Consider the following 7,037-nt stretch of genomic DNA (forward strand, 5'->3'; position numbering starts at 1 on the left):
CCCCCACAGCTACTGCCATGACCTCACGCCCGACCACGCCGAGCAACTCCACTACGATCGGACGCGCACCCTCAATCCGGAGGAGGCACTCACGCAATGAGCCCTCCGGAAATGCCGGGACGGATCAGGAAGGTGTAGTCGAAGTCGTCGAGGGTTTTGTGGTGCGGCAACCCGGACAGTTTGAGGGCATTGCGGAACCGCCGGGATTCGCGGACGGCGACTTCTTCGGCGAGGAGGTGGTCGACGAAGTCGAGGTAGCCCATCTGGGCGGAGTCGGCGCGGGCGGCGGATTCGGTGACCGATTCAGCTGTGTGGCCGAGGCCGAGCCGGATGGCGTTGTCGATGATCCGTTGGGTGGTCAATGAACTCATGATTGAGTATCCGTTCTTGAAGACTGCTGCAGGACAGTAACTGTCGAGGATCTAGACGGCGTAGGCGGAGAGGGGTCGGCGTTCGACGTGGACATGGCCGACGAGGGAGATGACTTTCGCGGTTAACGGATCGGGTCCGTCGACGCCGCCTGATGCCGGTGTGTCGGTGGTGGCGGAGTTGCTGCGTCCGTCGGTGGTGGCACGGGTGTGACCGTCGGGCAGTGATGCCCAGTGCGCCGGGTCCACGACCCAGGCACCGCGGACGTGAGAGCGGGCGTGTACGGCCAGGACGGTGCCGCCGGCGCTGTCGAGGGTGGCGATGGCGATGTTGTCGCTTCCTGCGCGGACCTGCACTCGTTGACCTGCTCGAACCCGGTCGGCGGGGACGGAGTAGAGCGAGGCTTCGAAGGAAATCAGCGAGTCGTTGCCGATGCGGCGTAGATGAGCTTCGGCGACCAGATACGGCTCGGCCGGGACCGGACGTAGGGCTGCGTGGTCGACATCCGCCCGGACGCCGATGACCTCACGGTGAGTGCGGTGCACCTGAGTCCGGCGGATTGGGACCCAGTCCATGAAGGTGCGGTCGGTATCGGCGAGGTCGGTGAACGTCCGGCCGGCGAGGACATGATCGCGGACGATTTTCACCTGCCGTTCCACCCGGCCCTTGCCGGTGGGCCGGTACGCGGCGAGGACGTCGATGTCGAAGCCGTAGTGCCCCGAGAACGCCACTGCCGCAGGGTGCAACGGAACTGCATGTCCGGGCCGGACATGCTTGCGGACAATGGTTTTAGTGCGGTCGTAGACGATCGAACCAGGCACACCACCGAAGTGTGCGAAGGCCCGGATGTGGCTGCCCCAGAATGCGGCGGCGTCCATCGAGTGGGTGTAGCAGCAGAACGGGTCACGCGAATACGACAGGACCATGTGGAAGGAGTAGACCTTGCGGCCGGTGCCGAACAGGTCGCCTTCGTCGCCCCAGTCCACTTGCGCTTGGGCGCCGGGGATCGTTTCGAAGCGGCGGTGCAGATTACCCAGGCCGGACTCCTCGGCTCCGAGTTCGTCGCGGATGATCGGTCGCGCTGTGCTGCAATAGATTTTGACGCGTTGGTAGTTGACGGTGACGGACTTGTCGCGGGTGAGGCGTTCGTGGATGACCGAGGCTGCGATGGTGATGTCGGCGCGCAGCATCTCCTCGATCATGGCGGCGATGTCGTCGGTGATGGCACGCTGCTGGGTTCCTGCTCTCGAAGTCCCCTGCGGTGGATGCGCGGGTGCATCCTCGGCGAGGTATCGGCGGACGGTGCGCCAATCGCAGCCGCATTCGCGGGCGATGTCGGCGTAGGTCGCGCCGGCCTCGTGCAAGGTTTTGAAACGGCGGATGTTCATCCAAGACTCTCCATCAAGGATCATGACAAGGGCCACCCTTCGGGTTCGTCGACTTGGCGGTAGACGATTCGAAGGGTGGCCCTTGTCGTGGGCGAGTTACGACAGGACTCGCCGAGCACCTACACATGAGGTTGTACGGGGACCGTCACGTGAGGGTGTACACCGATACGCGGCGACCGATCACTCGTGAACACCGGATTCGCAGCTCTTCTCCAATCGGTGGCCTTGCCAGCAAGCGTTTCCTCGGCACGGAGAAACTCCGCCTTACCGCCGAGCACGGCCGTATATCTCAAGCAACCTTCCAGTGCTCGACGCGTCTTTGAGTTGCTGGACCAGATCATCGGCGGCCCATGACTCTGCGTCGGACAACGCCGGGCCCGAACGCACCCTATCAACCACTGCCTCAAGGTAGTCTTCGTCCGAAGCTGTGCAAACCAAGGGAACATCTGGGTGAGCAAGATTTCTGAAGTATCGGTTCCCAGGATTCCACGAGGCGACAACTGCCGTTCGCTGGTTTAGCGCCTCCACGGTTGGGATGCCGAAACCTTCATACAGCGACGGCGCGAGCAAGAGCCAAGACGTGCTGATCAGCTCAGCCACATCCTCGTCGGACATCCCGCTGCAATGACGCACGTCGGGTGCCCATGATTCAGCGTCACTCTGCGGTCCTACAACCCACAATTCGAATGTTCTGTCTAGCCTGCGCCGCACTTCTGCTACTGCCTTCTCAGCCAGCCATCCACGCTTGCGTCCCTGATGGCTTCCAATGAAGACCGCCCGCGGAACTCGGTTGACCACTTCAGTGCGCTCGGGCAGATCGACGATTGGGGGTACAACATACTCGCACCCGAACGCGTCGCGCGATTCCGGAGCGATCGCCAGGCTCGCAGTAGCCCTTTTCGAGGACACCTTTTCTAACCCATAGAGCACAACGTGGTTTAGCTTCCTCAGACCGGTTGACGAGACCGCCTCCGACCAAGATGAGCCATAGAATGATCGGACAACTGGCGTATTAGATTTTAGAGCCCAGTCGTCTCCGTGGGCGTGAATCACGTCGGCGCTGAGATTTGCTACGGCATTGCGCGCAAGTATTGGCAGGATGTAGAAGCGCGCAAGTCTCGTCTTGTGGCGCGGGAGTTCTACGATGCTAACGCCGTCCATTTGCTGCGCACCGCTCAGTGTGACAACCGTCAGGTCGACAAGCTCCTTCATTGATTCAGCCAAACGAAAGGTGTAGCGTCCCACCCCACCGACATGAGCGTTGCCCTGAGGCCACTCCATTGACAACCACACAACGCGCAGTCTATTTGTTGTTGTCATTTTGGTAGCTCCCGGTCGAATTGAGCAAGCCATTGTTCAGTACGACTCGCGAGCTCGGTGACATCGAAGTCCTTCGCACGCAGCATGCCGGTGGCGGATAGGCGGGCGCGCAAGTCTGCATCTTCGTTCAAGTCTCTTAGCGCGCTGACCAGCGCATCCTCATCGCCGCACGGCACAAGGCGACCATCGACACCGTCGGTGATGATCTCAGCCGGACCGCCCGGAGATGTTGCGATCACCGCGCAGCCTGCGTCCATCCCCTCGATAACGACGGCTCCGAACGGTTCTGGGATAACTGACGCATGAACAAGTACATCGAAGTCATCCAGGTACTCCGAGACGGACTCGACGTGCCCAGTGAACTGCACCTTGTGGCTAATAGTGAGGTCTTTGGCGAGTTGCTGCAGGCGCTGTTCAAATTCGGTCTCCCCAAATAAGGGGCCTCCGACAACTGTTGCGCAAACGTCGTTTTCATCGTCGCCGAACACGCGCGCAAAAGCACGCAAGAATACATCTTGCCCCTTCCATTCCGCGAGACGTCCCACGATTCCTACTGCTTTTATTTCGCGCCTCACGACACGAGTCGCACGGCTGTCTGCGCGCTCCAACCCGGGCGGGATAACGATGACCGGCTTCCCCCCTGCGTTGATAGTTTCTAAAGTCGCAGAGCTATTCACGATGAATCCAGACGATACCCACTGACCGAATGCCTTCAGCAAACGAGCTTTGAGCGGGCCAAAGTATTCAGGCGAGATTCGGTCGTGGACACTCCACACTAACCGGCGTCGCGTCGCAACCGTGGCGACGAAGCCTATAAACAGTGCTTTGGTCGAGCGCGCTACAACGACAGTGATGTCCTGACTCCTGGCGTAAGTTGCGACTGCGACACCATCCTTGAACATTCTATACAGGCCGCCTGCCAGGGCTAGCGGACTGCTCGACCTCGTGATCGGCCTCCGCGCGATGTCGGCACGTACCAAGTCCGCTGCCAAGTTTTCGTTCTGAAATCTTGCGATCATGACTCCGTCTGATGTGAAAACCACCCGCGTGCGGCCACGCTTCATGTGGCGAACGAGTCGCAAAAGCGACAACTCGGCGCCTGCGGGTTCGGCCGAATGAGTAAGGAACATGATGTTCCCCATCAGGCTATCCGGCTGTACAGGTCAAAATGATTCTCAGCAACACGCTGCCACGAAAAGGTCTCGGCGTGCGCTCTGCATGCCTTCCAGTCGGGTACGGCCCCGTTCAGTGCGTCCGACACTCTATGGGCAAGGTCCTCGCTGTTGTAGGGCTGAACGACCAGCGAGGGATCCAAACCATCGACGGCGTCGGGCAACCCCCCGCAGTCAGTCACAATTGGAGCCGTGCCTGTCGCCAGAGACTCCAGTGCTATAAGGCCGAACCCCTCAAGAGCGACACTGGGTACCACAGTGACCGCGGCGGTTTCATACAAGGAAACCAAGCGGTCATCTGAAACGTTGCCTTCAAACACTATGAATTCACTCAGTCGCATATCGGTCGCCAGTTCGCGAAGCCGAGACTCATCGGTTCCGGTTCCTACTATTCTCAGTAGCGCCCCGGGGTGCTGGTGCACAACGCCAGGCCACGCCTTGATCAGGTACTCGATCCCCATACGCTTTTCAAGTCTGCGCACACAAAGAACTTCCCTTGACTGTCCCTTGGGTCCCGCCGAGAACCTGGATAGGTCAACGCCGGGCGCGAGTACTGCAACCCTCGACTCGTCCACCTTGTAGTCGGCGACGAGGAGGTTCTTGAAACGTTCTGACAGCACGATGAACTGATCGGTGCGACTGTACCGCAGCCGTTCGACTGCGTACTTGGCCGCTACTGACAGTTTGGAGTGGCCGGCAACCTTGCTCTCGCCTGCCCACGGTCCCTGAAAATGGGTGACAGTTGTGACCCTGCTTTTGCCGACCCCGGCAGACTGACCGTAGAGGCTGAAGTGGCGATCCAATATTGCGCCGTGAGGCAACTTGAACGAGCCTTTCAAGGCGCTACTTCGCGACAGGGCACTTTTACCAGCCGGACCCCAGGAGTTCCCACCGGAGGGCGGGTTTCCAAAAGCCACCGCTGTTATATCGTTCCCCTTAAGATCATGCATCGCCACGAAGAGCGATTCGAAGTATCGATTGAGGCCACCAGACCGATCACCAAACCATTCCGACCCAGTCATGTGTACGCGCTGACGGTCATTGTGTTCTGCCATGTGCTATCCCCGTCCCGTAGTTTCATAGGAAATTCGCCGCGACCGGCCTGGCCTAAAAATTCCCCAAATGTGCACAATTCCGCGCCATGGAGAGACACGGGCAAGCAAAGAGTCACCGCCTGATCTTCGGTTCACTGCCAAGAGCGTGGCAATGCCGAGGAGGTAGCTCACAGCGGTACCAAGCGCCACCCAATTCACTCCCAGTAGTAAACACGCAAGAACAACGAGTTCAAATTGACTGACGGTCGCAATAATGACCGCGAGAAGGGCCCCTAGCTCTTGAGCATCCTGTTGCATTATTCGGAGCATTAATTCGAACAGATTACTTGCGACCATCGCAGCGCTCAACGAATAGAGAAGTATGCCCGCGGCCGCATATTCGCTGCCGTATACATAGGGGAGCAACAGTGGCCCTACAAGCACAATTGCAACTCCGACTAGAACGGCCATCGCACTTGCGACAGAGGTCAGTCGAGCACTATCAGATCGCGATCTAGATAGCAGAACGGGAGCGAGGCTAGCAACAAGGGAGAGACCGGCGACTGTTAAACTGGCAGCCACGGAGTACATTCCAGCGTCGGTCGTTGATAGAAACATGGCAACCAGGATGAGATCCATCCTTGAGCCCACTGATCGAAAGACCTGCGCGCCGCCTGTTTTGAAACCAATACGCAAGGTCTGGACAGCGTGGTTTCGTCTCATCTTGGAATGCATTCGGCGCCAGGGCTTGTTCAAAGAAATCCCCAGCACTACTGCCGCACAGCTACCGAACACAGATGTAGCGAATATCGATGTGAGATTGATTTCACCGAAAGCCACCAGTGCCGCTATCGACAAGATTTGGACAACTACCGGACTAACGCGAAGGAAAGCAGCAGCCAAGAACTTCCCGTCCGATACCAGACTATAGTTTATAAGCGACCCAAGAGCACCGAGGAATGGGAGCACACATGCCAACAACACAAACAGTGGTGTGTTGGCGCCTAGATATGAGGTGTAAAAAAAGACCGGAATGGCGCATACTACCGAAAAGAAAGTGCTGTATGACCAGGCGATAGTGTTCGATGTCTTTTGGTGGACGCCCCTCTTGGGCGCCAGGACCAGAGCCTCAGCAGCTCCGGCGGTGCATACGAAACTGAGAGTCGAACAAAAGGCCAACGTTGAAGCGTATGTGCCCCTTTCAGAGACCTCGAGCAGTCTAGCAGTCAATACCCCAGTCGCGACCGTAGTCAAGGTGACGGCTCCACTAGAGAGAACCGTAGCTGAACCAGGATTTAGCAGGAGCGCCCTCAGCTTTGAGCGAAAGGCACTAACGCTCCTGATCATCGAAACGGTCCCTGATCCCGATCGGATCCAGCCAGTTCACTCAACCGCATTCTTGGATTGTTCGTCGACGTCGTTGCGGACCATCATCTGTACCAGCTCCGGGAATTCGACCTTGGGCTTCCATCCGAGTACGTCGCGGGCCTTGGTGGCATCACCGATCAGCAGATCCACCTCGGCCGGCCGCATGAACGCAGGATCGATGTAGACGTAGTCGGTCCAGTCATCGATCCCTACCTCGGCGAACGCGATGTCGAGTAGTTCGCGGATCGAATGCGTCTCCCCGGTGGAAATCACGTAGTCGTCGGCGACCTCCTGCTGCATCATCAGCCACATCGCTTCGACGTAGTCGCCAGCGAATCCCCAGTCGCGTTTGGCGTCGAGGTTGCCCAACGCGATCTTGTCCTGCA

General features: G+C 58.7%; 7 protein-coding genes. All 7 read right to left on the reverse strand.

From position 1 onward, the window contains the following. Positions 1-89: 89 nt before the first annotated feature. Complete coding sequence (locus J1M86_RS25595; protein WP_241260674.1) at positions 90-371, reverse strand: ATP-binding protein; 282 nt, start codon at positions 369-371, stop codon at positions 90-92. Between the two features lie 51 nt (positions 372-422). Further along, positions 423-1,757: an IS21 family transposase gene (istA, locus tag J1M86_RS25600; protein WP_206511873.1), complete on the reverse strand. Its 1,335-nt coding sequence runs from the start codon at positions 1,755-1,757 to the stop codon at positions 423-425. Positions 1,758-2,021: 264 nt separating this feature from the next. Next, positions 2,022-3,110: a glycosyltransferase family 4 protein gene (locus J1M86_RS25605; protein WP_307786749.1), complete on the reverse strand. Its 1,089-nt coding sequence runs from the start codon at positions 3,108-3,110 to the stop codon at positions 2,022-2,024. After that, positions 3,074-4,219: a glycosyltransferase family 4 protein gene (locus J1M86_RS25610; RefSeq protein WP_206511875.1), complete on the reverse strand. Its 1,146-nt coding sequence runs from the start codon at positions 4,217-4,219 to the stop codon at positions 3,074-3,076. Before J1M86_RS25610 ends, J1M86_RS25605 begins: the two co-directional genes overlap by 37 nt. Then, positions 4,219-5,271 carry a glycosyltransferase family 4 protein gene (locus tag J1M86_RS25615; protein WP_206511878.1) on the reverse strand — a complete coding sequence of 351 codons (1,053 nt, stop codon included), beginning with the start codon at positions 5,269-5,271 and terminating at the stop codon, positions 4,219-4,221. Before J1M86_RS25615 ends, J1M86_RS25610 begins: the two co-directional genes overlap by 1 nt. Positions 5,272-5,307: 36 nt before the next feature. Next, entirely contained in the window at positions 5,308-6,630 is a 1,323-nt protein-coding gene (locus tag J1M86_RS27070; RefSeq protein WP_363324727.1) for an oligosaccharide flippase family protein, read from the reverse strand. A 36-nt stretch (positions 6,631-6,666) separates the two neighbouring features. After that, a partial coding sequence (locus J1M86_RS25625; protein ID WP_206511877.1) for a GDP-mannose 4,6-dehydratase occupies positions 6,667-7,037 on the reverse strand: 371 nt, incomplete at its 5' end.

The organism is Rhodococcus sp. KRD197 (assembly GCF_017168235.1).
Taxonomy (GTDB): domain Bacteria; phylum Actinomycetota; class Actinomycetes; order Mycobacteriales; family Mycobacteriaceae; genus Rhodococcoides.

Coding starts and splice junctions, on each gene's coding strand:
- J1M86_RS25595 (WP_241260674.1), bottom strand. CDS start 371: ATGAGTTCATTGACCACCCAACGGATCATCGACAACGCCATCCGGCTC.
- istA (WP_206511873.1), bottom strand. CDS start 1,757: ATGAACATCCGCCGTTTCAAAACCTTGCACGAGGCCGGCGCGACCTAC.
- J1M86_RS27070 (WP_363324727.1), bottom strand. CDS start 6,630: ATGATCAGGAGCGTTAGTGCCTTTCGCTCAAAGCTGAGGGCGCTCCTG.
- J1M86_RS25615 (WP_206511878.1), bottom strand. CDS start 5,271: ATGACTGGGTCGGAATGGTTTGGTGATCGGTCTGGTGGCCTCAATCGA.
- J1M86_RS25605 (WP_307786749.1), bottom strand. CDS start 3,110: ATGGCTTGCTCAATTCGACCGGGAGCTACCAAAATGACAACAACAAAT.
- J1M86_RS25610 (WP_206511875.1), bottom strand. CDS start 4,219: ATGGGGAACATCATGTTCCTTACTCATTCGGCCGAACCCGCAGGCGCC.